Origin of the sequence: Mailhella massiliensis, from assembly GCF_900155525.1 — a bacterium.
GTDB classification, from domain to species: domain Bacteria; phylum Desulfobacterota; class Desulfovibrionia; order Desulfovibrionales; family Desulfovibrionaceae; genus Mailhella; species Mailhella massiliensis.
The window spans coordinates 680,711-706,463 of sequence record NZ_LT706951.1 but is presented as its reverse complement, the minus strand read 5'-3'; the positions used below and the strand labels follow the sequence as shown (position 1 = coordinate 706,463).

Sequence of the window (25,753 nt, the reverse complement as noted above, 5' to 3'; positions counted from 1 at the left end):
GCTTTTGCCGCTTCCTTGCGGGAGGGGGTGCGCGGAAGGTATGCTCCCTCCGCACGCTGTCTGCCCGGCAGGGCAGGGCGCGGAAAGTTTTGCCGTGCCGTCTTGCCGTCGGATGCGGAAAGGCCCGGCATACGGCGTTCAGGCGGCAATCTCCGTGTGAGCGCGTCCTTCGGACCCGCTCACGCAGGCCGACTCCGTCCCGGCGTTGCCGGGCCGTCGTGTCAAAGGAAGGGATTGCAAGAGCAGGGGAGCGTTGTACCTGGGCATGGGCTTCATGCTGCCTTTGTTCGAGCACAACGCTCTTTCAACGCCCTGTCCGGCCTTTGCTGGCGGCGGCATGTCCCTGAGCGGCGCTTCCTTCTGCTTTTGTTGGTAAAGAAATAACGCTTTCCTGGCGCTCCAGGGCCCCCGGACGCCTTCGGGTACCCGGGTCGCGAGGGGCGCGCAGGCGGAATTTACTTCCGCCGTAAGCAAGGCCCGAGTCGTGCAGGCCCCGCGCTCGTACAGTGTGTCCTGTACAGACGGGCCGTTGTGATACCCGGGCGATGGTGTCGCCCCCGGGTGCCTCGGGCATCCGGGCCGCGAGGGACGCGCAGGCGGAATTCACTTCCGCCGTAAGCAAGGCCCGAGTCGTGCAGACCCCGCGCTCGTACAGTGTGTCCTGTACAGACGGGCCGTTGTGATACCCGGGCGATGGTGTCGCCCCCGGGTGCCTCGGGCACCCGGGCCGCGAGGGGCGCGCAGGCGGAATTCACTTCCGCCGTAAGCAAGGCCCGAGTCGTGCAGGCCCCGTGCTCGTACAGTGTGTCCTGTACAGACGGGCCGTTGTGATACCCGGGCGATGGTGTCGCCCCCGGGTGCCTCGGGCACCCGGGCCGCGAGGGGCGCGCAGGCGGAATTCACTTCCGCCGTAAGCAAGGCCCGAGTCGTGCAGGCCCCGCGCTCGTACAGTGTGTCCTGTACAGACGGGCTGTTGTGATACCCGGGCGATGGTGTCGCCCCCGGACGCCTTCGGGCGGCCGGGCCGGCGGCTGTGCATGGCCGCAATTCACTTGCGGCGTAAAAGGAAACAGCCGCCGTGCAGGCGTTTTTCCTTTCTTCGGGCTTTCAACATTTTGAAAGGAATGGTTACACTGTCCGAAAATCCGCATCCCGCAGGCAAAAAGAGCGCTATCCACATGGTTTGCCATGTTTTTTGCACTTGCGTTACGCCGCATCTCCGGCATACAGTGGCCCCGTTGCAGGCGCGTTATGCGCCCCCTTTCTTCAACGTCAGACCCGTCACGGGCACATGTGCCCCGTAAGGAGAAAACATGCGTCTTTCCCGTTATTGCGCTTTTTTGCTTCTGGCTCTCTGCCTTCTTCTTTCCGCTCCGGCGCTCGAAGCCCGGCCCGCTTCGGGCAGCGTTTCCCCTGCGGAAGCTGCCTCTCTGCTTGAGGAATACAAAAACGACCTGGTTTTTCTTGATGTGAGAACGGCAGGGGAATTCCGCGTGGGGCACGCGCCCGGCGCGCTTCATATTCCGGTGAGCGAACTGCACGGCCGCATGAACGAAGTGCCGGAAGGAAAGCCCATGCTCATTCTCTGCCGTTCCGGCAGACGTGCGGCCGCGGCCTTCGAGATGCTTCAAAAGGCCGGTCGTTCCATGGAAAACGTGTGGTATCTCTCGGGCTATACCGACTACGCTTCCGGTACGCCGCATTTTCATGAATAGGCCCCTGCAGGCGTTACCGCCGTATTCCCCGCCGGGTGCGTGGCAGCCATCTGCCGGCATCCGGCTTTTTTTGCGCCCTGGGGAGAAAGGTTGCGTTCCTTCCCCTGTTCCGGGACGGGGATGCGCCCGTCCGTCGCGCAGGGTTCTGCGGATCTGCCGGAAGGCGGGGCGGACCTTTTCTTCGTTTCCCCGGGGCGGAAAGCTGCCGGCATGATCCGCCGTGCAGGCAGGGGAGGGCGGAAAAGCCGTGTGCCGCTCTGGGGAAAGGGTGCGGAACTGTCGGTTTTTGTCCGACTTTTCCATGTTGTTTTGAGCGGAGAGGCTGCCGTGCGGAGAAAGGGCGCGGCCCCCTGTGCGCGCAGGCTCCGGCGGAACGGCATGGAAAGGATTGTCCGGGTACACGCCGGCGGGGGGCCGCCGGGCGTTTTTCTGCGTGAGGCGCACAGTCCTCTGCGGGAAGGAAAAGGGCATAAAAAAAGCCCCCGGAGGACCGGGGGCCTGAGAATCAATGGTTCTGCTTGCGCAGGTAGGCGGGGCTGTCGTCTTCCTCTATGGTGAAATCCTCCGCCGGTTCCTGATACTGCTTCGCCCGTTCTCTGTAACGCAGATAGGTGGGGATGTCGGTATCGTCCTGCGGATAGTCGCCGGGAAGCCGATGCCGGGAGAGAATGACCGTGGCGTCGCGGTGACGGCCCTGATGCGGATAGCCCGCAGGCGCGGCGTTCGTTTCGGTGCGCGTGTCGCTCATGGTCACCACGGTGCCCTGGTTCTTCACCGGCTTTTCCGTGACGGGTTCGATGCCCGTGGCGATGACCGTGATACGGATTTCCTCGCTGCAGCTTTCGTCCAGAGACATGGCCACCACGATTTCCGGGTCTTCCCCGTTGGCGCCGCGCGCCGCTTCTTCAATGTAGGACGCGGCGGTGCTGAATTCGTCCATGCCGAGGTCTTCGTTGGCCGTGATGTTGACGAGCATGGCCTTGCAGCCCGTGATGGAAAGGTCTTCCAGAAGGGGGCTGGTAATGGCGCGCTTTGCCGCATCAAGGGCGCGGTTGTCGCCCGAGGCGCGGCCTTCGCCCATGAGAGCCATGCCCTGACGGCTCATGACGGTGCGCACGTCGGCAAAGTCGGCGTTGATGAGGCCGGGTTTGGTGATGAGGTCCGTCACGCCGCGCACGGCATCATAGAGCACGTCGTCGGCCTTCTTCAGCATTTCCGTCACCTTGGCGTTCTTCGGCGCGATGGCGAGCAGGCGGTCGTTGGGAATGATGACCAGGCTGTCCACATGCTGGCGCAGTTCGTCGATGCCCTTGAGCGCCGCCTTCATGCGCTTTTCGCCTTCAAAACGGAAGGGCTTCGTCACCACGCCCACGGTGAGCACGCCCTTTTCCTTGGCCACCTTGGCGATGACCGGGGCCGCGCCCGTGCCCGTGCCGCCGCCCATGCCGGCGGTGACGAACACCATGTCCGCTCCGTCCACGGCGCGGCGGATGTCTTCCACGCTTTCTTCGGCCGCGGCCTGGCCCACTTCGGGCTTCGCGCCCGCGCCGAGACCGCGCGTGAGTTCCTTGCCGAGCTGGATGTGCTCTTCGGCAAGAGAACGGGAAAGCGCCTGCATGTCGGTGTTGGCGCAGATGAAGGACACCCCTTCGAGGCGGGAATTGATCATGTTCTGCACGGCGTTGCCGCCGCCCCCGCCTACGCCGATGACTTTGATTTTTGCGCCCTGTTCTGTATCGGGAACCATATCGTCCATAGTATTGTGCTCCGGGTATTCGACTGATTGACTTAACGGATGTCTCCGAACCAGCGCTTCATGCGTTCCCACACCCCGTGGAACATGCTGGATTCGGCGGCGGAAGAAGGCGCGCTGGCGAAACGTGCGGGCATTTCTTCGGCTTCTTTTTCCGCTCCATAGAAAAGCAGGCCCACGGCCGTGGCGAACTTGGGATTGTTGATGACATCCTTGAGGCCGCCCACGTTGCGCGGATACCCCAGCCTCGTGGGAAGCTGGAAGATTTCCTCCGCCAGTTCGGCGCAGCCCGGAATGAGAGCCGCGCCGCCCGTGAGCACCACACCCGCTCCGAGCTGGCGCTTGAGCCCGGAATGTTCCAGCTCCTGATACACGAGCGCAAGGATTTCTTCCATGCGGGGTTCGCAGATTTCGGCAAGCACGCGGCGTTCCACCGTGCGCGAGGGCCGGCCGCCCACCCCGGGCACCTCGATGGTCTCGTCGGGCCGGACCATGTCGGTGAGGGCGCAGCCGTATTTGATTTTTATTCTGTCGGCCGCGGAAATGGAGGTCCGCAGACCGAAGGCGATGTCGCTCGTAAGATTGTGGCCGCCGAGGGCCACCGCTCCCGTATGCTTTATGGCGTTGTTGACGAATATGGCTATGTCGCTCGTGCCGCCGCCGATATCCACGATGGCGACGCCGATCTCACGCTCTTCCTCCGTAAGGATGGACTTGGAGGAGGCCAGAGATTCCAGCACGATGTCGGAAACGTCGAGATCGCTCCTGTTGCAGGAACGGATGATGTTCTGCGCCGAGGTCACGGCGCCCGTGACGATATGCACGTTGGCTTCGAGGCGTACGCCCGACATGCCGATGGGGTTGGCTATGCCGCGCTGCTCGTCCACGATATACCCCTGGGGCAGAATGTGGATGACTTCCCTGTCCATGGGGATGGCCACGGCCTTGGCCGCATCGAGCACGCGCTCCACATCGTGCTGCGTCACTTCGCCGCCGCCCTTGATGGCGATGACCCCGTGACTGTTCACTCCCTTGATGTGGCTGCCCGCAATGCCCGCATATACCGATTTGATCTCACAGCCGGCCATGAGCTCGGCTTCTTCCACGGCTTTGCGGATGGACTGGACGGTCTGGTCGATGTTCACGACGACGCCCTTGCGCAGGCCGTTGGAGGGACTTGTGCCTATCCCGATGATATCTATTCCGTTTTCGGAGGGCTCGCCGACAACGGCGCAGATTTTTGTCGTACCTATGTCAAGGCCGACGATAAGTTCGGATTTTGGCATTGTAAGCTCCCCATGCCCTGAGCATACCTGTGAAAGGAGATGCCTTAGTTAAATACAGACTGGAAAAGAGCAGCACAAAAACGCGGCATTGTCCAGCATTTTTTTCCCGGACAACGTGCCTGCCTCCCTGTGCCGCAACACTCTGAAAGGGACGGGATTCCCGCGTCAGTTGCTGTTTCCTTCCCGTTCGTTCTGCGCCTTGGTCATCCATACCTGCCCGTCGGCGGCGCGGATGCTGGTGACCATGACGGTTTCCTTTCTCTTTTCAATATCGGTAACGACCGAGGCGATGCGCTTCAGGTTGTCCTTCCAGTTTTCCACGCCGATGCTCAGCCGCAGCCGCCGTGTTTCCCAGTAGAGCTCGAAGCCTCCGCCCGCGCTCAATCGTATCCATGAAATCTGGGAAATGTCAAAGGGGAACCCCGCATGGCGGAATTCTTCCACGAACTGCGCCACCAGCGGCAGGGCCTCCTCGCCGCCGGGGCCTATTTCCAGCACGGGCAGGGAACGGAAGTTTTCCGTGGTTACGGGCGCGATGATCTGCCCCTGGGCGTTGATGTAGTAGAGCGTGTTCTCCTTGCGCGCGCAGAAAAGCGGCACGCGCTCTTTAATGGTGATGACGAACGATCCGGGAAGTTCCCGCCTTATGGAAACATGTTCTATCCACGGGTTGGAAACCAGCTTCTGTTCCGCTTCGTGCACGTTCACCAGCAGGCTGTTCTCGCCCTTGCGTATGCCGCACGCTTCCAGAATGTCCGCCGTCTTTATCTGGCTGTTGCCCGTGACGCTCACGTTCTGAATGGTGAAGTAGGCGCTTGTGGTGCAGAAGTTCCATGCCTTCACAAGCCCTGCGGCCGCGCTGTAGATGAAGACCCCCGCAAGCGCAAAGAGCAGACTCCAGCGGATGAGGCGCAGAAAGCCCTTTGCGCTGACATGCACGGAGGGAAGACGCATGGAGGAGGAACGGCGCGACTTTTTCGGCGCTTCCCTGGTCTTTTTGCGGTTCGCGCCGCTTCTTCTCTGCCTCGGGGAGCTTTCCGCGGCGCTCTTTCTCTTCTGGGCGTAGGAATTGCGGCGGCTCGGACGGTTCAGGAAGGACATGGCGGCCACTCCCTGACTTCCATCTGAAGCTTCACGCCGAAGGTGTTCCGCACCGCGCGTTTTGCCTCGTCGATGAGCAGAAGCGCGTCTTCGCTCGTGCCCGGTATGCCGCAGCGCGTGTCGTGCACCAGAAAATTGGCGTGCATGGGGGAAAAGTACAGCGCCCCGCGCCTTCTGCCCTTCATGCCCGCCTGATCCAGCAGTCTGCCCGCGGATTCTCCTTCCGGGTTCTGGAAGACGCAGCCCGCCGTGTGCTCATGCACGGGCTGGCCCGCCTTCTTGCGCAGGAAGTTTTCCCTCATGCGGGCGCGCACGGCTTCGGGCGCGTCCGCCGCAAGGGAAAGCACGGCGGAAACGCTCATGTACCACGCGCAGGGTTCGGCAAGGGAAAAATGCCGGTACTGCGCCATCCAGCCTTCGGGGGAAAGGGTGTGCAGGCCCTTTTCCGGCGTGAAAACGGAAAGGGAACGCAGAAGAGGGGCCGTGCTGCACCCGTAGGCGCCCGCGTTCATGGCCACCGCTCCGCCGAGGCGGCCGGGAAGCCCCACGAGGCCTTCCAGCCCGGAAAGTCCCCTTTTCGCGCACCAGGCAAGCAGCCGGGGCATGGGCGTGCCTGTCCCGGCGCGGAAAAGGACGCGCCGCGCCCCGTTCACCTCTTCTTCTCCCAGAATCTCGGGTTCCGCATCCTTCGACCCGAAAAGGGGCCGGAGCACGGTGATGGGCAGCTCGCCGTCGTGAATGAGCAGGTTGCTCCCTCCGCCGAGCACGCAGGGCAGCCCCCCCGTTTCGGCAAGCGCATGAGGAAGGCGTTCGCAGTCTTCGGGAGTGTACAGCCGTATTTCGGCAAGGGCGCTGCCCCCGAGCCGGAGCGTGGTGAGCGGAGCGAGGGCGGGGCGGGGGGTGATGATCACGCCATGTTCTCCAGTACCCGGGGGCCTACGGTGGTTACGCTGCCCGCACCCTGGGTGATGAGCACGTCGCCGGGCCGCAGTTCTTCCCCGAGGGCGTCCACGATTTCGTCGAAGGTGGGTTTATAGGTGACGTCGGTTCTGGAGAACTGACGTATGCCGAGGGCGAGGTTCACGCCGTTCACGCCGGGAATGGGCGACTCGCTCGCAGGATAGATTTCCGTGAGGTAGAGCTTGTCCACGTTCTCGAAGGTGCGGCAGAATTCTCCGAACAGAGCCTGCGTGCGGGAGAAGCGGTGCGGCTGGAACACCATGACGAGCCGCCTCCCCGGGAAGACCTGGCGCGCCGTGCGTATGGTGGCCTGGATTTCCGTGGGATGATGGCCGTAGTCGTCGATGACGGTGATGCCGTTCTTTTCGCCCTTGAGCTCGAAGCGGCGGCCCACGCCGGAGAAGCCCGCAAGGCCTTCGGCGCATTTTTCCGGGGAGATGCCCGCCTGAAGCGCCACGCCGATGGCCGCGAGCGCGTTCAGAATATTGTGACGCCCGGGCTGGGAAAGGGTGACGTTTTCAAGAAGCTTCTTTTCCTGCCCGTCGCGGTCGCGCATCCAGACATGGAAACGGCTCATCGCCCCGCATTCCGCGATTTCGCCGCGGATGCGGCAGTCCCTGCCGAAGCCGTAGGTGATGAAGGGGCGCTTGATGCGGGGGATGAGGCGGCGCACGCCCGGGTCGTCGCCGCAGATGACGTTCATGCCGTAGAAGGGAACCTTGTTCATGAAGGCCGCAAAGGCATCGTCGATGGCTTCCTGGGTGCCGTAGTGGTCGATGTGGTCGTAATCCACGTTGGTCACCACGTTGATGATGGGGAAGAGGCAGAGGAAGGAACCGTCGGATTCATCCGATTCCGCAATGAGGTATTCGCCCTGCCCGAGGTGACCGTTGGAGCGGTAGGCGTTGAACAGGCCGCCGATGATGACCGTGGGGTCCAGACCCGCGGCGTCGAAGATGGAGGCCGTGAGCGAGGTGGTGGTGGTTTTGCCGTGCGTGCCCGCCACGGCGATGCCCGTGCGCAGGCGCATGAGTTCGGCCAGCATTTCCGCACGGGGAATCACGGGGATGCCCCTTTCCCGCGCGGCCTGCACTTCGGGGTTGTAGTCGGAAACGGCGGAGGAGCGCACCACCACCTGGGCGTCGCCCAGATTTTCGGCCGCGTGCCCGGTGTGGATAACGGCGCCGAGCGCGCGCAGGCGCTGCACCGTGGCGCCGGTGGAAAGATCGGAACCGTGAACGCTGTAGCCCAGGTTGAGGAGAACCTCGGCAATGCCGCTCATGCCGGAACCGCCGATGCCTATCATGTGTATGGCGCGGATTTTATTGTTCATATATCACCGTACGCTTACTTTTGAGTGTTGGGTATGAGCCTGAGCAGTTCGTCGGCCACATCGCTTGCCGCCTGCGGCCGCGCCAGGGAAAGCGCGCCTTTGCGCATGGCGGCGAGGCGGTTTTTGTCCTTGAGAAGGTCGATGAGCATGGGGGCAAGGCTTTTTTCCTCGCACATGCGCTGCGCGTCCTTCTGCGGCAGAAGAATGCCGCCGCCCGCATCCTGCATGGCGCGGGCGTTGCCCGTCTGATGGTCGTGTGCGGCGAAGGGGAAGGGAATGAGCACCGAAGGCGTGCCCGTGGCCGCAAGTTCCGCAAGGCTGGTGGCTCCGGCGCGGCACAGGGCAAGGGTGCTTGAGGCGTAGACCGCGGCCATGTCGTGAATGAAGGGCCGCACGATTTCATCCGTTTCTTCCGCGCTGAAGCCCGCTTCCAGGTAGCCGAGGCGCACGTTTTCGTATTCGCCCGCACCCGTCTGATGCACGATGTCGACGCCTGCCTCCCGCAGGGCGGGAAGCATGGATATGACCATGTTGTTGATGGCCCGCGCGCCCTGAGAGCCGCCCATGACGAGCAGCCTCATGCCGCCTTCCCTTTCTTCTTCTCCGAGGGCGGCGATGCCCGCGCGGATGGGATTGCCCGTGAGCACGCAGCGTTCCGGGGGGAAGGAGGGATCGTCGCTTCTCTGCGGCCAGGAAAGGCAGATGCGCTTCACCATGCGGCCGAGAATCCTGTTGGCCGCGCCGGGCACGGCGTTCTGCTCATGCAGGGCGCAGGGGCGGCCGAGAAGGCAGGCCGCGAACACCGAGGCGAAGGCGGCGTAACCGCCGAAGCCCATGACGGCGTCGGGCCGGAAGGAACGCACGATGAAAAGCGCCTTCCACACGCCCGCCAGCATGGCCGCGCCTGCGGAAAGGGCCTTGAAGCCGCGGCCCAGAAAGCCCCGGACCGGAAGCCCCCTGAAGGGAACGCCCGCCCGGGCGGCGAGTTCCTTTTCCGGGCCGTACATGCCGCCCACGAAGAGCAGTTCCACATCGGGATGTTTCTTTCTGAGAGCCTCGGCTACGGCCAGAGCGGGAAAGATGTGCCCGCCCGTGCCTCCGGTGGTGATGATGATGCGAAAAGGCATGCGCCTACTCCCGTACGGTTCGTGAATAGTTGAGCAGCAGCCCTGCGCAGATCATGTTGGCAAGCAGGCTGCTGCCGCCGTAACTGATGAACGGCATGGCAATGCCCTTGGGCGGGACGTTGCCGAGAATGACGGCCATGTTGAGCAGAAAACTCAGCGCGATGACCAGCGTGAGCCCGTAGGCCGTGAGCCTGTCGCGCAGGTTCCGCTGGCCGAGAACCACGCGATAGCAGCGGTAGAAGAAGAGCGCGAACAGCACCATGACCACGGTGATGCCCAGAAAGCCCGTTTCCTCGCCCACCACGGACATGATGAAGTCGTTGTGGGCTTCGGGCAGGTACACGGTTTTCTGTATGCTGCCGCCGAGCCCCACGCCGAAGATGCCGCCGCTGCCGAGCGCAAGCAGGCTCTGCACTATCTGATAGCCCGAGCCTCTGGCGTTGGCGAAGGGTTCGAGGTAGGCCGTCCAGCGCGCCCAGCGGTAGGGTTCCACAATGATGAGCGCGACCACCAGCACGGCGGCGATGACGAGCACCATCATGAGATACCAGCCCCGCGTGCCCCCGCCGAGGCACATGAAGAAGAGTATGGTCAGCATGATGATGGTGCCGCCGAGGTCGGGCTGGAGCACGAGCAGCGCGCAGATGAGCAGGGTGATGAGCGTGGGCGGCAGAAGGCCGCGGCTGAATTCGCGTATCATGCTCTGCTTGCTGCTCATGAAGTAGGCCAGGTACATCACGAGCGCGATGCGGGCGAACTCCATGGGCTGCACCATCATGAAGTGCAGGTCGAGCCAGCGCTGCGCGCCGTTGATGACGGGGCCTATGAGCAGGCACAATACGAGCAGCACGATGACCGTGGCGATGCCCCAGTAATGGAGCTTGTTGATGAACGAGCGCGGAAGCCAGCAGAGGAGCGCCACGAAAATGCCGCCGAGCAGCATGGTCTGAAGCTGACGGTGGAAGAAGTGGTAGGATTCGTTGTAGGTGCGCTGGCTGATGGGCCCGCTTGCGGAAAGAACCGCCACAAGGCCGACGCACAGAAGCAGAAGCAGCAGGGCGAGCAGCCACCAGTCCACCGGGCCGAAGGGCATTTCCGGTTCGGGAGCGGGCTGTTTTTTCTTGCGCAGGTTCATGGGCAGTCCTTGTTTCTGAATGTCTTCCCCGGAAGGGAGTTTTTCCGCAGCGCGGGGGAAATGCCCGCCGGAAGCGGGCTTCTCTTACGAGGTTCAGGCCTCTTCCTTCTGCATGCGCAGCACGAGATCGCGGAAATGGTCGCCTCTTTCCAGGTAGTTTTTATACTGGTCGTAGCTGGAGGTGGCCGGAGCGAGGAGCACCGTGTCTCCTTCCTCGGCAAGGCTGCGGGCGCGGGCGAGGGCTTCGTCCATGGTTTCATCCCAGCTTACGGGCACGGTATCCTTCCAGGCGGGTTCGAAATGCTCGCGCGAGGCGCCGTACAGGGCCACGGCGCGCACATGCTTTGCCAGGAGGGGCTTCATGCCTTCCACATCGCCGCCCTTGAACTTGCCGCCGGCAAGCAGGACGACGGGCCTCTCGAAGGAGGCGAGCGCCACCTTGAGCGCTTCGATGGTGGTGCACTTGGAATCGTTCACATAGCGCACGCCCGCAATGTCCGCGATATGTTCGAGCCTGTGGGCGATGGGCGCAAACTCCCGCATGGCACGCGCCGCCTCTTCCTCCGTGACGCCGAAGGGGGAGACGGCAAGAAAGGCGGCTTCCGCATTGCTCTGATTGTGCGCGCCGATGAGCCTTGTTTCCGGGAAGGGATGCGCCCCGGGCGTGAGGAAGAGAACGCGCGCCTTCATGCCGAACTTTTCCGGCAGGCTGCGGAGCGTGGGGGAAAGAACGGCGATGTCTTCTTCCGTCTGATGGGAGAAGAGGCGCATCTTCGCCTCGGTGTATTCTTCCATGTCCTTGTGGAAGTCGAGGTGATTTTCGGAAATGTTGAGCAGCACGCCCACGCGGGGGTGCAGGGTGGAGCAGGTCTGGAGCTGGAAGCTGGAAAGTTCGAGCACCACCACGTCGGCCCTCGGTTCCCCGTGCCTTCTGGCGAGCACATACTCCGAAAGCGGCACGCCGATGTTGCCGCCCGTGAACACGCGGAGACCGTGTGCCTTCAGCATGGCGGAAATGATGCTCGTGGTGGTCGTTTTGCCGCTGGTTCCCGTAACGCCGATGACGGGTTCGCCTTCCAGCAGTCGCCAGGCAAGTTCGGTTTCCGCCATGATGCCGGCCTTCGCGCCGTCCGCCCCTGCGGACAGAAGAGGCTCGATGACGGCTTTCGCCGCGCCGGGGCTGGGAATGACGAGGTCCACCCCTTCAAAGTAGGCGGAAACGTGTTCCCCGCCGAGGACGGGAATACCGTTTTCCTTCAGCCATGCGGAAAAGTCCGCAGGCATGTTTTCCGGGGTCTTTTCCAGAAGGCGCACCGCTGCGCCTTCCTCATGCAGCAGGCGGACGGCGGCTCTGCCGCTTCTGCCCGCGCCCACCACGGCGACGCTTCTGCCGGAAAGGGAAAAGAGAGACATGGCCCACCTCAGCGCAGTTTAAGGACGGAAAGGGAAATGATGGCCAGAAGGACGGAAATGATCCAGAAGCGCACGATGATTTTCGATTCCGGCAGAGGGTGTTCCCCCTTCTGGAAGTGATGGTGCAGAGGCGTCATGCGGAACAGCCTTCTGCCGTGCGTGGCCTTGAAGAAGCCCACCTGCATGATGACGGACACCGTTTCCATGACGAACACGCCGCCCGCCACGATGAGAATGAGTTCCTGCTTGCACAGCACGGCCAGAAAGCCCAGCACGCCGCCGAGGCTGAGGGAACCCACGTCGCCCATGAAGACCTGGGCCGGGAAGCAGTTGAACCACAGAAAGCCCAGGCCCGCGCCCATGAGCGCGCAGCAGAACACCGTGACCTCGCCCACGCCCGGCACGGCGGGAACCTGAAGGTACTGGGCGAAGCTGGCGTGGCCCGCCACATAGATGAAGATGGCATACACCATGAAGCACATCACCGCGGGCAGTATGGCCAGACCGTCCAGCCCGTCGGTGAGGTTCACGGCGTTGGATGAGGCGATGAGCACCACCACGGCGAACACCACGTAGAACATGCCCAGATCGGGCATGAACTGTTTGAAGAACGGCACGGAAAGCTTGCTGGAATAGGCCGGTTCCATGAGCAGCAGGCTTATGGCGACCACCGACACGACGATGAGCCCCAGCATCTTGGCGCGGGGGGAGAGCCCCTTGTTTTCGTGATGGCGTATCTTGGTGTAGTCGTCCACGAATCCCACCGCGCCGAATCCCACGAAGACCAGCATGGTGAGCCAGATGTACACGTTGGCAAGGTCCGCCCACAGAAGGGTGGACACGATGGCCCCGGCCATGATGAGCAGCCCGCCCATGGTGGGCGTGCCCGCCTTGGCCTGATGTTCCGGCACATAGGAAAGTATGGGCTGCCCCACCTTGAGCGCCGTAAGCTTTTTCAGAAACCACGGCCCGGTAAGTATGGTGAAGAGCAGGGCGCAGATGAGCGCCCCCGCCGAGCGGAAGGTGATGTAGCGGAACACGTTCAGCAGGGAGACATCCTGACTGAAGGGGACGAGCAGGTTATAGAGCATGGTTTTTCCGTTCCATGAAAAGAGTGACGAGGCGTTCCATACGGTTGACGCGCGAGCCCTTGAAGATCACAAGGCCCTTCCGGGCGTTGCCCCGGCCCTGTTCCCAGCGCCCGAAGGCGGGAAGAAAATCCTCCGGTTCGGGCACGACGGCGAAAAATCCCGGAAAGTCGAGGCTTTTCAGCCCCTTTTCCACCTCTGCGGCATGGCCGCCCACCCAGAACACGGCCTTGCAGCCCGTGCGGGCGAGTTCTCTGCCGAGCTGTTCGTGCTCTTCTTCCGCCACGCTGCCGAGTTCCCCCATGGCGCCCATGACGCAGACGAAGTCCTTTCCGTCCGCAAGTTCCGCCGCCGCCTCCAGCATGCGCCGGGCGGAAAGAGGATTGGCGTTGTAGGTGTCGTCGATGACCGTCCAGCCCGGTATTTCGTGCTTTGCGAAGCGCTGGGCAGGGAAGGGGGCGCTTTCCACGCCTTTTTGTATGGCTTCCGCATCCAGGCCGAAAAGACGGGCCGCGGCCGCGGCCGCAAGGATGTTTTCCGCCGCGTACGGCCCGGAAAGGGCGCATGTCACGGTGAGCTCTTCGCCGTCGAGTTCCAGACGGTAGTGTCCCCGGCCGTTTTCGTCAAGTCCGAGATACCCCGCCCTGTAGGGAACGTCCTTTCCTTTAATGGAAAAGAAGACGGTGTCGGGGCGCAGGGCGCGGGCCTCCTTCGCAAGGTCGTCGTAATCGGCGCTCACGAGGGCCATGCCGCCTTCTGCCAGGTGTGCGAGAAGGCGCGATTTGTAGTAGGCCGTGCCCCTGTCGCCGAGGCCCAGAGAGTGGCCTGCGCCCACGTTGAGAATGATGGCGAGATCGGGCTGAAGCACGGGCCCGAGTTCGTCCATGTCGTTCGGGTGACTGATGCCCGCTTCCATGACCCAGAAGGCCTCGTCGCCGTCCGTCGAGAGCATGGAGACGGGCATACCTATCTGCGAGTTCAGGTTCATGCGGTTGCGCGCCGTCTTGCCCGCCATGGAGAGGATGTGGGCCAGCAGTTCCTTGGTGGTCGTTTTCCCCGCCGTGCCGGTGATGCCCGCCACGCGGCCCGGGAAGGCGAGCCGCCAGGCATGGGCCATGCGCCCGAGCGCGGCCGTGCTGTTTTCCACCAGAAGCACGGGGGCGACCGGCCTGCCGCCGAAGGGATCGCGTTCGGCAAGCACGGCCGAGGCCCCGGCCCCGACCGCCGCTTCGGCAAAGTCATGCCCGTCCGCGCGTTCGCCGCGCAGGGCGACGAAAATGTCGCCGGGCTTCGCCTGCCGGTTGTCCGTGCAGGCTCCCGTGAGCGTGACGGAAGAAGGGTGGAGAACCGTGGCCTGTGCGTGCCTTGCGGCCTGTTCCAGCGTCATCTGCACGAGATCAGCTCCTTGAGTATTTCCTGGTCACTGAAGTGATGCTTCGTGGTCCCGATGATCTGATAGTCTTCATGCCCCTTGCCCGCCACGAGCAGCGCGTCGCCGGGCCGCAGCAGGCCCACGGCAAGCTCGAGCGCCTTGCGGCGGTCGGCCTCGCGGTAGACGTGGCGCGCTTTTTCCAGACCGGGCATGATGTCGTCGATGATGGCTTCCGGGTCTTCCGTGCGGGGATTGTCGGAAGTGACGATGGCGATGTCGCTCATTTCCGCCACGGCTTCGCCCATGAGCGGGCGCTTGGTGCGGTCTCTGTCGCCGCCGCAGCCGAACACCGTGATGAGGCGGGCAAAGCGCGCGGCGCGCAGGGTTTTGAGCACATGGATGAGGGCGTCGGGCGTGTGGGCGTAATCCACGAACACGCCGGTCTGCGCGCCCGCCATCCAGGTGGCGGAAGGCACGACGATGCGTTCAAGCCTGCCCGGAACCCCCGTGAAGCGGGAAAGGCATTTGAGATCTTCCACGGAAAAGCCCATGCTGAGGGCCAGGCCGCACACCGTGCACAGGTTGTTTGCGTTGTGCAGGCCGATGAGCGGGCTGTGCAGCACCCAGTCGAGCCGCTCCTCGCGGTTCTTCTGCCAGTAGAAATGCAGGGAGAGGCCTTCCGTATCGGCGCGGCGCACGTCGGCCAGCAGGAAGGGGCGGTTCGCAAGCGGGGTGCGTATGCCCACGCCCAGGGCCTGGGGAAATTCCTCCAGCAGCCTGTGGCCGTACGGGTCGTCGTTGGTGATGACCATGGCCTTGCGGCGCAGGGGAAAATCCGCAAAAAGCGCGCGCTTGGCCTGGAAGTAGTTTTCCATGGTCTTGTGATAGTCCAGATGGTCCTGCGTGAGATTGGTGAAGGCCACGGCGCTGAAGTTGATGCCCGCGATGCGCTTCTGATCCACGGCATGGGAGGAAACTTCCATGATCACGGCCTTTGCGCCCGCGTCGCGCATGTCCTTCATGGCGCGGTGCAGGGCGAGGCAGCCCGGCGTGGTGAGGGGGGCGGCCTCCACATGCCCCGGCCAGCGGTAGCTTATGGTGCCCATCACGCCCACGGGAATGCCCCTGGACTTGTAGAGATGTTCCAGCAGGTAGGCGCAGGTGGTCTTGCCGTTGGTGCCCGTGACGGCGATGACCGGCACGTCGCTTTTTTCCGTGCCGAAGCGCGCGGCGGCCAGCGTGCCGAGCATGGCGCGGGAATCTTCGCACAGAAGCCAGGCGTGATCCTTGTCGCCCTTGGTCTTGAGGTTCATCCTCTCCACGCTGCGGGCGGGCGCGACCACCGCCCAGGCGCCTTTTTCCAGCGCCATGCGGATGTGCGCCGCCGTTTTGCTGCGTTCTCCGGGAACGGCGGCGGGAAGGGCCACGAACACGTCGCCCTGTTCCACAAGGCGGGAATCGGTCTGAATATTGCGAAGGCTGGTGCGGAGTTCTTCGCAGAGCTGGGCAGGGGTGATGCGCATGGATTTACTCCTTTGCCGCGGAGGTGTTTTCGGAATCGGGCGGGGTGTCGGTGAGCCACACGGTGCAGGTGCTGTCTTCGCTGATGCGGCTGCCCGGGGCCGGGCTCTGCCTGAGAACGAAGGTGCCGCTGCCCTCCATGGTGGGAATGATGCCGCGCGCCACGCAGGTTTCTATGGTTTTTCTGAGGGTCAGCCCCTGAAGATTGGGCATGAGGGTGTTGTCCGCAATGACCTTGCCGGCCATTTTCTGGGCGCGTTCGCGTTCCTTGCGGGCCTTTTCCGCGCGGTACTTGGCAAGGTTGGCGAGGTAGATGGCGTCTTTCTTGCGCTGTTCCCTCTGGGCGGGGGTGAGCGCCCGTTCCTTTGCCTGCTCGGCCATGGCGAAGGTCACGTCCGGCAGATAGCCGTTGTAGGCCAGCGTGCGCGAGGCCACCTTCTGGAACACGGGCGCGGCGATGGCGCCGCCGTACCCCGTGGTGGTGGGTTCGTCGAGCATGACGTAGATGACGTAGCGCGGTTCGTCCGCAGGAACGATGCCGCCGAAGGAGGCAAGGCGCTTTCTGCTGTAGCCGCGGCCGGAATGGTCGGCCTTCTGGGCCGTGCCCGTCTTGCCCGCCACCCGGAGACCGGGAATGCGGGCGCGGGTGCCCGTGCCGTTGCCGTCTACGGTTTCCTCCATCATCTTGAGCACGGTGCGCGTGGTTCTTTTGGAGAAGATGCGCTGGCCCGAGGCGATTTCGCCCCGGCCCGGTTCGTTCATGACCAGACTGAGCGGCCTGAACTCCCCGCCGTCGGCCAGAATGGTGTAGGCCTGAAGCATCTGGATGCCCGTGACCGAAAGGCTCTGCCCGAAGGAGGTGGACATGAGGTCGAGCTCGCTCCAGTCGCGCGGGGAACGCAGAATGCCCCGGCTTTCGTGAATGCCTATGCCCGTTTTCTGACCGAAGCCCAGACGCGAAAGGTAGGAATGCATCTTGGGCGCGCCCAGCATGAGCCCTATCTTGGCCATGCCGATGTTGCTGGAACGGGAAATGATTTCCGTGGCCGTGAGTTCGCCGTAGGCGTGGGTATCGTCGCGTATGGGCGCGTAGCGGGTGCGCCACACGCCGTTTTCGCAGAAAATCTTGGTGTCGGGCGTGACGAGCTTTTCCTCCAGCGCGGTGGCCATGACCAGCGGCTTGAAGGTGGAACCGGGTTCCAGACCGTCGCCCGCAAGGCGGTTGCGGTAGATGGTGGAGCTTGCCTCCCGGTAGTTGTTGGGATTGAAGAAGGGGTACTGCGCCCAGGCGAGGATTTCCCCGCTCGCCACCTCGGAAACGAGCACGCCGCCCCAGCGCGCGCCCGAGGAGCGCACCGCGTCGGCAATGACGTCTTCGGCGATGAACTGCACCTGCACGTCGATGGTGAGGGTGATGTCCTCCCCGCGCTGGTCCGCGGCTTCTTCCTTCTGGTTCAGAATCTGCTCGGCGGCGTTGCGCGATACGCGGCTTTTCACGCTGGTGCCGCGCAGCCTGTCGTCGTAGGCGAGTTCCACGCCTTCGAGGCCGTGGCTGTCCACCCCCACGAAGCCGAGAAGCTGCCCGGCCAGGTGCCGGTAGGGATACACGCGCTCGAACTCGCGCGAAAGGCCGATGCCGGGAATGCCTTCCTTCTGAATGGCCGTGGCGGTGGCGTCGTCCACCTTGCGGGCCAGCCAGATGAAGGCCTTGTTCTTGCGGAAGGTGGCGGCAAGTTCCGCGGTATCTCTCTTGAGAATGGGGGCGAGGCGTTCGGCCGCGTCGTTGATGTCTTCCATGACGCGGGGGTTCGCGTACACCGACTGGCAGGCCACGCTGCGGGCCAGCACGCGGCCGTTGCGGTCGAGAATGCTGCCGCGCGCCCCTTCGATGACTTCGGTATAGGTATGCTGGCGTTCGGCCATGTCGCTGTACACCGGGCCGAGCAGTACCTGCACCTCGAAGGCGCGGAACCACAGAAGCAGCCAGCAGACGATGAAGATGGCCGCCGCATAGTGGAAGCGTTGCCCGAGCAGCCACAGCCAGCGCGCGCGTATGCGCGAGAACAGCCCTTTGCCGGAGGCGGCAGAGGGCTGACTGGAGGGAAGACGGCGATTGGCGCGTCGCCGCCCCGACAGCCGGGACGACGACGAGGAAGAGCTGTTCGGGCGCATGGGGCTATTTGTTCCTGCCTGCGTTGATGCGGCGTATCTGGCCGGGATCGGCCATGCTCATGCCGAGCTGTTCCGCGGTTTTTCCGAGAACGTAGGGCGAAAGGAGACTGTCGCGTTCCACTTCCAGCTTGGCGACGTGGGCGCGGGCGGAATCCGTCTGCCGCTGCATCTTCTGGATGGTGTAGGCCGTATCGCTTCTGTCGATGCTCAGCCAGGTGAGGGCGACGCCCATGATGAGGCTGAACAGGATGGAAACGATGAGCATGAGGAACCAGCCCCCGGAACCAAGCGTGGCGGTGTGCGAATTCATGACAGCTCCTCCTTCTTGAACGGCGGCAGTTTCTCCACGACGCGAAGCTTCGCGCTGCCGGATCTCGGGTTGATGAGAAGTTCGTCCTTTCCCGGAACGATGGGTTTTTTCGTGAGCAGGCGCACCTCGGCGTGATGGTTGCACACGCAGCGCGGAAGGTGCGGCGGGCACAGACAGTCGCTGCTCCAGGTGCGGAAACGCTGCTTGACGATGCGGTCTTCCAGAGAATGGAAGGTGATGACCGCAAGCCTTCCGCCCACGGCAAGCCGCGGCAGAATGGCGTCGAGAAAGCGTTCGAGCTGGCCGAGTTCGTCGTTCACCACCATGCGTATGGCCTGGAAGGTGCGCGTGGCCGGATGGTTGCGCGCCGTTTCGCGCCATTTGGCGGGGTAGGCGTGCCAGACGATGTCGGCAAGGCGGCCCGTGGTCTCGATGGGCGCTTTCTGCCGCTCTTCCACGATGGCCCGGGCGATGCGCGCCGCCTGCGGGTCTTCCCCGTAGGTTTCGATGATGCGGCGCAGGGTGTTCATGTCCGCCATGTTCACCACCGTATGGGCCGACTCCGTCCAGGGTTCCCTTCCCTCATGGGAAAGGCCGCCCATGTCCATGCGCATGTCGAGCGGCGCGTCGCCGTGCAGGGAGAAGCCGCGTTCCGCAACGTCGAGCTGAAGGGAGGACACGCCGATGTCGAGAAGCGCGCCGTCCACGTTTTCCCACCCGAGCGCGTCCAGCGCGTCGGCGAAGGATGCGTATTCCAGAGAAAACAGGCGGCAGTGATCGCCGTAGGGTTCAAGGCGCTTCTGCGCGCGCAAAAGGGCCTGCGGGTCTCTGTCCAGCCCGCAGAGAAAGGCCTTGCCGCCGCTTTTTTCCATGAGGGCGGAGGAGTGCCCGGCAAGACCCAGGGTGCCGTCGAGATAACGGCCGCCGGGGCGCGGAGCAAGAGCCTCCAGCACTTCGGGAAGAAGCACGGAAACATGTTTTGCATTCTCGGCGGTGACGGAAGATGCGGATTGCGGACGATGAGGCATGGCGCGAAGGGGCTAGAGGGAAAAGTCGATGCCGCTTGCCGCCAGTTCTTCCGTGACGCCTTCCAGATTTTCCGGCGCCATGGAAGCCCGGAGCGCGGCGGGATTCCATATTTCAAAACGGTCCACAAGACCGAGAATGGTGGCCTCCTTCTCCAGAGCGGCATAGGCGCGGTGATCGGGAGAAAGCAGAATGCGGCCCTGGGCGTCGGGCACATGCCTTTCCGCCCCGCCTATGACCAGGCGGCGGAAGGCGCGCACCCGCGGGGAAGGGTTGGGGATGCGCATGAATTTTTCTTCAAGCTCCGTCCAGTCCTTCCAGGAGAACGCCACGAGGCAGCCGTCGTAGGTGGTGAGCACGAAGGCGCAGGAAGACGAGCCTGAAGCATCCGGCCCTGCAGCGTCATCCGCCGGGAAGGCGGCGCGCAGTTCCGGCGGAAGCGTCAGACGGCCTTTCTGGTCGAGGTTGCGGGAGAACCTTCCTCTGAAAACCATAGCTCTTTCCACTTTGTGCCACTTTTCCCCACTTTTTGCCCATAAACGAAAAACTGTCAAGGCCGCAGAGGAGATGAAGTGGAACAACAGGCGAATATCACAAGAAAAATCAGAAGTGTTACAAAAAAGGGGGCCGAAGGGGCAGGGTGCGGAAAAGGGCGAACATGCGGCCTGCGCCGGGGGCGTGCGCGGCGCGGTGGGAAAAAGGGGGAGAAACTTTTCTCCGGGAGAAAGAAAAGTCGCGGCGGGGGAGGCGCAGGGCAGGGGAAAGACGCCTTCGCTTTCCCCCTTGCGGGAGCGGGATTTTTTCCCCGAGGCCGGGCCGCGCGGCGGCTCCCGCCGGGCGTTGCGCCACTTTGGGATTGACAGCGTTCCCTCTCCATGATGTCATGCCCGAGGGGCTTCGCCTCTCGACTTTTTTCCGAAAAAGGGGCAGACTGCCCGAACAACGACGGACGCCGGGAGAAATGCGGGTTTTTTCTTCAACAGGGCAAGTCTGTCATTCGTTTTTTAAGGAAGTGCATATGCGTACCAAGATTGTTGCCACCGTCGGTCCTGCCAGTTGCGACCGGGAAAAGCTTGCTCAGCTGGCTGATGCGGGCGTTTCCGTCTTTCGTCTGAACTTTTCCCACGGCGACCCGGATTTCTTCCGGGAAGTGGTTTCCAACATCCGCGAGATTGAAAAGGAATGCGGCCGTCCTCTGACCATCATGCAGGACCTGCCCGGTCCCAAGATCCGCATCGGCATTCTGCCCGAAGGCCGCATCGAACTGCATCGCGGCGACAAGCTCACCCTCGGCCGTGAGCGCAGGGAAAAGGAAGACCTGCCCTTCATTCCCTTCGACCATCCCCGCATTCTTTCCGCCCTTGTTCCCGGCGACACCCTCGTGCTCGCCGACGGCGGCCTGCGCTTCTGCATTGAGGAAAAGGTGGAGGACGAACGCTTCATCATGGTCGCCCAGGAAGGCGGCGCGATTTCCTCCCGCAAGGGTCTGGCCCTGCCCGGCAAGTCTCTGGCCCTGCCCGCCATCACCGATCAGGACCGCGAAAAGCTGGCCCTCGGCATGGAACTCGGCGTGGACGCCGTGGCCATTTCTTTCGTGCAGACCGTGGAAGACGTGCATCAGATCAAGGCGCTGCTGCATTCCTACGGCCGCGACGACATCCCCGTGGTAGCCAAGCTGGAACGCCAGAACGCCGCCGTGGAGAACCTTGACGCCATCGTGGCCGCCACCGACATCGTCATGGTGGCGCGCGGCGACCTCGGCGTGGAATGCCCCATGCCCGAACTGCCCGCCCTGCAGAAGCACATCATCCACACCTGCAACCGTGCGGGCAAGCCCGTCATCGTGGCCACGCAGATGCTGCTTTCCATGGTGAACACCCCCGTGCCCACCCGTGCGGAAGTGACCGACGTGGCCAACGCCGTGCTCGACGGCGCCGACTGCGTCATGCTTTCCGACGAAACGGCCGCGGGCAACTACCCCATCGAAGCCGTGCGCTACATGCGCAAGATTACCGATGAGGCGGAAAACTACATGCTCGCCACCCGCAAGCTTGAACCTCCCAGGGATGAGGGCGACACTTCCCGCTTCCTCGCCTATACCGCCTGCCTGCTGGCCAAAACCGAAGACGCCTGCGCCATCGTGGCCCACTCCGTCACCGGCGGCGCGGCCCGTATGCTCGCCGAATGCCGTCCCAGCCAGACCATTTATGCGCTGACCTCCAACTCCATGGTGGAACATGCCCTGAACTTCGTGTGGGGCGTGCAGCCGTACTGCATTCCCGTGAACGACAGCAGCATTTCCCACCTGCGCCGCGTGCAGAACTTCATTGCCACCAGCAACAAGTTCCCCATGGGCAAGGACGTGGTCATCACCGCCGGTGAATACGCTCCCGGCGAAATGCGCCGCCGTACCAACCTGGTGAAGATCTACCACAAGTAGTTTGTTCTTCCGCCTTTGCAGGGAGCCGGTTTCCTTCGGGAGTCCGGCTCCTTTTGTTTAACGTGCGCAGGGCGGGGCAACGGAACGGTTCTTTTCAGGAGAGGGAAGAAGACGCGGAGGGGAGAGGGCTTTTGGGCAAGGCCCGGCGGTCTCCATACAAAGGGGAGAAAACGGGGAAACAGGGCCGGGGAAAGGGGAACTTCTGCGGTAGGGCCGGGCGGGGTACAGGCGCAGGCGGAGAGGGGCGGGGCGCGAGACTGCCGGAGCGGCACGGCGTATGCGAAGGCTGACCTGCGGTTGGGGAGGGAAGAACCAGGGCGGTGCGGAGAGGGATGTCGGCAAGACGCTGGCACGGCACAGGCGGAACATGGACCGGCGGGTCGGAACAGGGAGAGACCGCGCCAGGGGAGCGTTTTCCCCGGAGTTTTGCAGGGCGCCCCGCGATGCAGGGAAAAGGCGCAGGCGGAGTGCCGCAGTTCTTTCGTGAAAGAGCGTCCATGGCCCGCAGGAGAGCGCCTTCGGCATGGCCGCGGAGAGGGGAGGCTGCGCCCGTGTCGTCGTGTTCCTCGCGCGGACAGGGACGGCCTTTCCCCTGCCTTCCGGCGGCGTTCCGGGAGGGGGCCTTCATGCAAAGCGTGCGGAGGCCATGGACTCCCAGGAAAAAGTGGCGTACTCTGAACCATGATTACTTTGAAACGCAGGCATGTTGCTGCGCCGTGCGGCCGGGAATGCTGCGGCCGGATGCGCTTTCTTTCCGAAGAAGGGCGCGCGGGCACGGTGTTGCGTCGGAAAAGGGCATGGCTGCGCTGCAACGGCGTGCCGGAGGCCTTTCTTCCGCATACATGCCGTATGCCGATGCGCTGCGGACTCCTGTGCGCGGACAGGGCGCTTTGAAGAAAGCTCTCTTGCCCGGCGCACGGGGAATGGTTACTCTCGGAAACGGAATCCCGCCGGCGTTCCGGCCTCCCTCCTCCAGACCCCGGGGAAGCGTGCTATGGAAAAACATCTTGAGACTATCGAACCTGCCGTGACGGCTGCGGACATCATGCCGCAGCTTCCGGGCTCCGAGCCGCCCGGGCTTTCTTCCGAAGACAGGCTCATTCTTCTTCTCGCCTCCGCCGCGCAGGAGCGGGGCAGACTTTCCGCCGAAGCGTGGAGCAGGGCTTCCGAAGCGTTCTTTGCCGTGTTCGCCCCGAATCTCGACGTTCTGGTGAGCGAATACGCCCGTTCCGAGGCGGAGCGCCGCTTTTTCGTTTTGCAGACGCATTTTCACGCCGCGCTTCTCCAGGCCCCCCTGCCCCCGGAGCATTTTGCCGCCGACAGGGAACTTGCCCCGGCCATCGCCGCCCTCGGCCCGGAGAAGGCCGCCCTTTACCGCGACGCGGTGCGTTCCCTTTCCTCCTCCTATGCCGCCGTTGCGGAACCTGCCGGGCAGGCTCCGCGCGCGGCTCTGCCCGAACCCGGCAGGGGGATGCACAACATGCCTTCCGTGGAGGGGTGGCGCGCGCTGTTCCGCCCCGCGCCGAAGGAGGAGCAGCCCCGCGTGGTGATGGAAGGGGGCGTGGCCCAGCGCAGAAGCCCCAGAAAGAGTTTTCTTTCCCCCACCATTGCGGCGCTTTCCACCATGCTTTCCGAAGCGGGCGCGGCCTGTACCGACATGGCCTCTCTGGCCATGAATCAGTACGGCGGCGCGGCCCGTTATCTGCGGGAACTGCGCACGCAGCGCCTTTTCGCCCTGTTTTCTCCCCGCGAGGAGGATTTTGCCGTTGCCCCGGGCTTTGAAAAGGCGGCCGGACTTTCCCTTTCCATGGAAAGGGCCGCCATGGATGCGGGCGCGCTGGAAACGGCCCGCGCTCTCGGCGATTTCCGTCATCTCATGGCGGAGCAGCCCTATACGCTGGTGGTGCTCGGAGAGGGCAAGCGCGGCAAGAGTTCTCTGGTCAACGCGCTGCTTGCCGGGGAATATTCCCCGGTGCGCGAATCCGTGCCGGAAACGGCGGCGGTGGCGCGTTTCCGCTGGGGAGAGGAGTTTTCCGGCGTCGTGCATTTTCTGAGCGGCGAGGAGTGCGCCCGCATAGGCGAATATTTTTCGGCGGAAGGGGGAGAAGGCGCGTTTACCGAACGCATCGCCGCGCTGCGGGAAAACGTGGGAGAACACGGCGAGAGGAGGATTCAGTCCCCCGAGGAGCTGCGTTCCTTCCTTTCCGCAGAAGAGAAGGGCAGCCTTTTTTCCGCCCGCGTGGAAGTGGAACTTGCCGCGGACATTCTGCGGCACGGCCTTGTGCTCGTGGATACCCCCGGTCTCAACGCCACCGACCCGGTCCAGAACGTGCTGGCCTTTGAAGAGTGCCTTGCCGCGGACTGTCTGGTCTTCGTCATGGACGCGCGCAGGCCGGAATCGGCCTCGGAACAGGAGCTGCTGCGTCAGCTTGCCCGCTCCGGCAGGGCCGCTTCCGTCATCGGCGTGGTGACGGGCGTGGACAGACTCAATGAAAGGCAGAGCAGGGCCGACGCCATGGCGCGGGCGAAGCTGCTCATGGAAAGCGCCGCTTCCTGCGGCATGAAGGTGCTCGGCCTTCTGGAAGTGAACGCGCGCGAGGCCATGGAGCAGCGCCTTGCGGGCCGTGCAGGAGCGGAAGATTTCCGCCGTCTGTGCGCGCTGGTGGAAAAGGCCGCTTCGGAAAAAACGAAGAACGCGCATACTCGCGATGAGCGCATCCGGGAACGGGGCGCGGCCATTGCCGCCCTTGCCCGGGAAGAGGCGCAGAAGGTGCGGGAAAGGGAACTCGGCCGCCTGCCGGATATCCGCCACGAAGAGCTTCTTCATGCCCATGTGCAGCGGCTGGAAAGCGTGATGCAGAGCTGTTCCTCTCAGGTGTGGTCCGTGGCGAGCGCCGCTTCCGTGGATATGGATGCCTGGCGCAAGGAACAGGAACGGGCGCTGGATTCCTGGCAGGAAACCATTGTGCTGCGCATCATGGACGCCGCAAACCGCCATGCCGATTCCCTGGGCTATACCGGCATGTTCCGCCAGAAGAACTGGAAGAGCTTCGACGAGGAGGACGTGCCGCGCATCGCGCGGGAATCGCTGGAAGAACTGCTTGCCGGACGCCGCGACGTGCAGAAGGACTGGAACGAAAAGCTGCGTCAGTTCGGCGAACGTATGCGCGAGATTTCCGTGCTCTGCCTTGAGGCCGTGGCCGTGGACGACGTGGACCTGCAGTCCATGAGCGAGGTGCCCTTTAAACGGGAACGCTGGCTCGTCAACGCTTCCTCGCTCATGAAGAAGATGGGCCTTGTGGCCGTGGGCATGGCCATACGCCGCGGCGGCGGTGTGGGCCTCGGCATCGTGCTCGGGAACATGGGCTGGTGGGCCGTGCTGCCCGTGGCCGTGGTGGGAAGCCTTGTGTGGACGCTGATGAAGCTGGGCAACCCTTCCCGCTGCCGCCGTATCTTCATGGAACGCAAGGAAGAGGCCGTGCGTAAATGGGTGCAGGAACAGCGCGCCCGCCTTGAGGAACTGCTCAACCAGAACATGGAGGAACTTACCGCCGCCTACGGCAGAGCCGTGAGCGAAGGCTTCGTGCCCGCCCTTGCCGTGCTCGCCGAAGAGGCTTCCGCCATGCGTACCTATCTTGAGGTGCTCGGGAAAATCCGTGCCGGCGTCTCCGCCCGTGCCGAACATACCCTGCGCCTTGCCGGAGACCTGGAAAAGGCCCTCTGCCTCCCGCCGGGCGGCGAAGCCCCGGCCCGGAGCTGAGGCGGGAAGTGGGAAAAGGCGGGAAAGGCGGGCGGAGCGATGCCCCGCACCCCGCCGGAGCGGAGGGGAGAAGAAAGCGTTTTTCGGGGGAGATATTCTCCCCCGACGTCCCGTGACGGCAGGGCAGCCGCGAGCCGTGGGAGGAGAGGCAGATTTTTTCCTCCGGGGGGCTGATTTTGGTTGCTGTCTGGCGAGGAAGCACGGATCTTTCTTTGTTTTTTTCGTCGTTCTGTTGCTCTTT

The 25,753-nt window shown here is 63.5% G+C and carries 18 protein-coding genes; 3 read left to right on the top strand and 15 right to left on the bottom strand.

The genetic code is table 11. The annotated features are described in order from the left end of the window. Nucleotides 1-1,313 precede the first annotated feature (1,313 nt). Nucleotides 1,314-1,715, top strand: coding sequence for a rhodanese-like domain-containing protein (locus CZ345_RS08840; RefSeq protein WP_077072770.1), 402 nt, complete (start codon nucleotides 1,314-1,316; stop codon nucleotides 1,713-1,715). Nucleotides 1,716-2,220: 505 nt separating this feature from the next. Here CZ345_RS08840 and ftsZ read toward each other — a convergent pair. The 15 genes from ftsZ to CZ345_RS08760 all read right to left on the bottom strand — a co-directional run bounded on the left by ftsZ (nucleotide 2,221) and on the right by CZ345_RS08760 (nucleotide 19,806). Then, entirely contained in the window at nucleotides 2,221-3,471 is a 1,251-nt protein-coding gene (gene ftsZ, locus CZ345_RS08830) for a cell division protein FtsZ (RefSeq protein ID WP_077072768.1), read from the bottom strand. A gap of 32 nt (nucleotides 3,472-3,503) precedes the next feature. Next, nucleotides 3,504-4,754, bottom strand: a complete 1,251-nt coding sequence (gene ftsA, locus CZ345_RS08825) for a cell division protein FtsA (protein ID WP_077072767.1) — start codon at nucleotides 4,752-4,754, stop codon at nucleotides 3,504-3,506. A 165-nt stretch (nucleotides 4,755-4,919) separates the two neighbouring features. Next, nucleotides 4,920-5,855, bottom strand: coding sequence for a cell division protein FtsQ/DivIB (locus CZ345_RS08820; protein WP_077072766.1), 936 nt, complete (start codon nucleotides 5,853-5,855; stop codon nucleotides 4,920-4,922). Beyond that, nucleotides 5,843-6,766, bottom strand: a complete 924-nt coding sequence (locus tag CZ345_RS08815; protein WP_077072765.1) for a UDP-N-acetylmuramate dehydrogenase — start codon at nucleotides 6,764-6,766, stop codon at nucleotides 5,843-5,845. Before CZ345_RS08815 ends, CZ345_RS08820 begins: the two co-directional genes overlap by 13 nt. Next, nucleotides 6,763-8,148: a UDP-N-acetylmuramate--L-alanine ligase gene (gene murC, locus CZ345_RS08810; protein ID WP_077072764.1), complete on the bottom strand. Its 1,386-nt coding sequence runs from the start codon at nucleotides 8,146-8,148 to the stop codon at nucleotides 6,763-6,765. Before murC ends, CZ345_RS08815 begins: the two co-directional genes overlap by 4 nt. A 14-nt stretch (nucleotides 8,149-8,162) precedes the next feature. Then, nucleotides 8,163-9,275 carry an undecaprenyldiphospho-muramoylpentapeptide beta-N-acetylglucosaminyltransferase gene (murG, locus tag CZ345_RS08805; RefSeq protein WP_077072763.1) on the bottom strand — a complete coding sequence of 371 codons (1,113 nt, stop codon included), beginning with the start codon at nucleotides 9,273-9,275 and terminating at the stop codon, nucleotides 8,163-8,165. 4 nt (nucleotides 9,276-9,279) lie between these two features. Next, a complete protein-coding gene (gene ftsW, locus CZ345_RS08800; protein ID WP_077072762.1) occupies nucleotides 9,280-10,410 on the bottom strand; it encodes a putative lipid II flippase FtsW in 1,131 nt (376 codons plus the stop codon). Between the two features lie 93 nt (nucleotides 10,411-10,503). Beyond that, nucleotides 10,504-11,823, bottom strand: a complete 1,320-nt coding sequence (murD, locus tag CZ345_RS08795) for a UDP-N-acetylmuramoyl-L-alanine--D-glutamate ligase (protein WP_077072761.1) — start codon at nucleotides 11,821-11,823, stop codon at nucleotides 10,504-10,506. A gap of 8 nt (nucleotides 11,824-11,831) precedes the next feature. After that, entirely contained in the window at nucleotides 11,832-12,914 is a 1,083-nt protein-coding gene (gene mraY, locus CZ345_RS08790) for a phospho-N-acetylmuramoyl-pentapeptide-transferase (protein WP_077072760.1), read from the bottom strand. Next, complete coding sequence (locus tag CZ345_RS08785) at nucleotides 12,904-14,298, bottom strand: UDP-N-acetylmuramoyl-tripeptide--D-alanyl-D-alanine ligase (RefSeq protein ID WP_239446668.1); 1,395 nt, start codon at nucleotides 14,296-14,298, stop codon at nucleotides 12,904-12,906. The genes mraY and CZ345_RS08785 overlap by 11 nt, the downstream gene beginning before the upstream one ends. Further along, a complete protein-coding gene (locus CZ345_RS08780; protein ID WP_077072758.1) occupies nucleotides 14,295-15,806 on the bottom strand; it encodes a UDP-N-acetylmuramoyl-L-alanyl-D-glutamate--2,6-diaminopimelate ligase in 1,512 nt (503 codons plus the stop codon). Before CZ345_RS08780 ends, CZ345_RS08785 begins: the two co-directional genes overlap by 4 nt. 4 nt (nucleotides 15,807-15,810) lie before the next feature. After that, the gene (locus CZ345_RS08775; protein WP_083717280.1) at nucleotides 15,811-17,976 is read right to left on the bottom strand and encodes a penicillin-binding protein; all 2,166 of its coding nucleotides are present in this window, start codon (nucleotides 17,974-17,976) and stop codon (nucleotides 15,811-15,813) included. Nucleotides 17,977-17,980: 4 nt separating this feature from the next. Then, complete coding sequence (locus CZ345_RS08770; RefSeq protein WP_077072757.1) at nucleotides 17,981-18,286, bottom strand: hypothetical protein; 306 nt, start codon at nucleotides 18,284-18,286, stop codon at nucleotides 17,981-17,983. Next, nucleotides 18,283-19,314: a 16S rRNA (cytosine(1402)-N(4))-methyltransferase RsmH gene (gene rsmH / locus CZ345_RS08765; protein ID WP_077072756.1), complete on the bottom strand. Its 1,032-nt coding sequence runs from the start codon at nucleotides 19,312-19,314 to the stop codon at nucleotides 18,283-18,285. The genes CZ345_RS08770 and rsmH overlap by 4 nt, the downstream gene beginning before the upstream one ends. Nucleotides 19,315-19,326: 12 nt before the next feature. Further along, entirely contained in the window at nucleotides 19,327-19,806 is a 480-nt protein-coding gene (locus tag CZ345_RS08760) for a division/cell wall cluster transcriptional repressor MraZ (RefSeq protein ID WP_077072755.1), read from the bottom strand. Nucleotides 19,807-20,330: 524 nt separating this feature from the next. Here CZ345_RS08760 and pyk point away from each other — a divergent pair. Further along, nucleotides 20,331-21,752, top strand: a complete 1,422-nt coding sequence (gene pyk, locus CZ345_RS08750) for a pyruvate kinase (protein WP_077072753.1) — start codon at nucleotides 20,331-20,333, stop codon at nucleotides 21,750-21,752. A 994-nt stretch (nucleotides 21,753-22,746) separates the two neighbouring features. After that, nucleotides 22,747-25,512, top strand: a complete 2,766-nt coding sequence (locus CZ345_RS08740; protein WP_077072751.1) for a dynamin family protein — start codon at nucleotides 22,747-22,749, stop codon at nucleotides 25,510-25,512. Nucleotides 25,513-25,753 lie beyond the last annotated feature (241 nt).